Here is a 2,165-nt window from a genome sequence, read left to right on the forward strand (position 1 = left end):
CCGGCGAAGAAGACGGGGGTCGCGTAGCTGAGGATCGCGAGGACCCGCAGGACGATGTCGGGCATCCGGTCCCGCTTGCGGGCGGCGATCGCGCCGAGCGGCACGCCGACGACCAGAGCGACCAGGAGCGCGTAGACGGCGAGCTCGAAGGTGGCGGCGCCGTAGACGGCGAGGACCTCGGTGACCGGGCGGTTGTCGCTGATGGTGGTGCCGAAGTCGCCGCGCAGGACGCCCCCGAGGTACTCGACGTACTGCACCAGCACGGGGCGGTCGTAGCCGGCGGCCGCCACCCGGGCGGCCAGCTCGGCCCCGGAGAGCCGTCCGCCGAGGGCGGCGGTGATTGGATCGCCGGTCAGGCGCATCAGGAAGAAGACCATCGTGACGAGGATGAGCACCGTCGGGACGATCAGCAGGAAGCGGAGGAAGAGATAGCGCAGGAGGGGGTTCGAGGCGCTCTTCACGCCGCGACGCCCGGGGAGGACGAGGGGCAGTGAGACGGACACGGGGCTCCTTCCGGCAGGGCCGGTCGCTCCGGCCCGTCTCACGCTAGGGAGTGGGTCCCGCGCTCCTCGCCGTCAGGATTCGCGTTCTCGGAGCGGCCGTTCCGACAGCTGTCTGAACGGCTCCGGAGCGCCTCGCGCGCTCACCTGCGCGCGGGAAGAGGGGACTGCGGCTTGGTCACTCCGTAGGCGAAGGAGGTCTCGATCGAGGCCAGGGCGGGGATCATCCGGATCCTCGTGCGCACCAGCGTCTCGTACCCCTCGAGGTCCTCGACGGCGATCTTGAGGAGGAAGTCGCTGTCGCCCGCCATCAGGTACGCCTCCGTCACGTGGGGGATCCCGCGGATGGCCGTCTCGACCTGCTCGACGATCTCGGGGCTGTGGCTCTCGAGGCGCAGGCGTACGAAGGCGGTGATGGCCAGGCCCACCGCGCGGGGGTCGACGACGGCGCGATAGCCGATCAGCACGCCGTCCTCCTCGAGCCGGCGCACGCGGCGCAGGCACGGTGAGGGCGAGAGGCCCACCCGGTCGGCGAGGTCCTGGTTGCTGAGTCGGCCGTCCTGCTGGAGCTCCTGCAGGATGCGCATGTCGATGTCGTCCACGCTGCCGATCCTGGCAGATCCTGCCGCTACCACCCGATTACGCGCTCGGATCCGCAATCGCCCGCCTCCTCCCCCGACCTAGCCTCGGAGGGTCGGCATCCACCGGCCCCGCCGAGAGGACCGCCATGACCAGATCCGCCCTCACCGGGACCGTCGCGATGATCGCGACGGTGGCCACCTGGGCCGGATTCGCCCTGAGCATCCGCGGGATCGGCGGGTCGGGCCTCACCACGGTCGACGTCGCGCTCCTGCGCTTCGGGATCCCGCTGCTGGTGCTGGCACCGGCGCTCCCCGGCGCGATCCGGGCGATCCGGCGCGAGTCGCCGCTCACCCTCGCCTGCCTCGCGGTCGGCGCCGGGCTGCCCTACTTCCTCACGGCCGCCGCGGGCGGGAGCCTGACGAGCGCGGCGCTCGTGGGCCTGGTGATCCCCGGCTCGGTGCCGGTCTTCGTCGCTCTGCTCGCCCTCCTGCTGATGCGCGAGCGCCCGAGCGGCGCCCGCCTGGCCGGACTGGGCGCGATCGTCGTCGGCGTCGTCGTCATCGTGGTGCTCACCTCGGCGGCGTCGGTCGCCCTCGGCATCGGCACCCTGCTCGCCGCCGGGATCCTCTGGGCGGTGTACACGCTGGGCCTCCGGCGGACCCGGCTGACCCCGGTCGCGGTGCTCCTGGTGGTCTGCGCCCCCTCCTTCCTCCTGAGCCTCGTCGCGGCGGTCACCGGCGCCCTGCCCTCCACCCTGTTCTCGGGGTCGGCCTATCCGAGCGCCGTCGCGGTGTTCGGCCTCGTCCAGGGCGTCGGCGTCGGGATCGTCGCCGCGCTCGCCTACACCGTCGCCGTCCGCTCCCTGGGCGCGGGCCGCGCCGCGGCCTTCGGGTCGCTGAGCCCCGTCGTCACCGCCCTGGTCGCGCTGCCGCTCTTCGGCGAGACGCTGCCGGCGAGCGAGGTCGTCGGGCTCGCCCTGATCGTGCTCGGCGTGATCGCCGCCCGCAAGCGGGACCGGATGCCCGACATCGTCCTGCGGGTCCTCGCGATCCTCAGCTACGCCACCCCCGTCTTCTTCGCCGG

Annotated in this window: 2 protein-coding genes and 1 pseudogene; 1 reads left to right on the forward strand and 2 read right to left on the reverse strand. The window is 72.9% G+C overall.

All coding sequences use genetic code 11. From position 1 onward, the window contains the following. Positions 1-503 (reverse strand): annotated as a pseudogene (locus tag C5C27_RS17330) (ABC transporter permease); the annotation flags it as partial. A gap of 140 nt (positions 504-643) precedes the next feature. Continuing rightward, complete coding sequence (locus tag C5C27_RS17335; protein WP_104282519.1) at positions 644-1,102, reverse strand: Lrp/AsnC family transcriptional regulator; 459 nt, start codon at positions 1,100-1,102, stop codon at positions 644-646. A 125-nt stretch (positions 1,103-1,227) separates the two neighbouring features. On the opposite strand from C5C27_RS17335, the gene C5C27_RS17340 reads away from it, so the two are divergent. After that, the coding region (locus C5C27_RS17340; protein WP_104315022.1) for a DMT family transporter at positions 1,228-2,165 on the forward strand (938 nt) is incomplete at its 3' end.

It is taken from the genome of Rathayibacter sp. AY2B7, from assembly GCF_002931635.1.
Taxonomy (GTDB): Bacteria; Actinomycetota; Actinomycetes; order Actinomycetales; family Microbacteriaceae; genus Rathayibacter.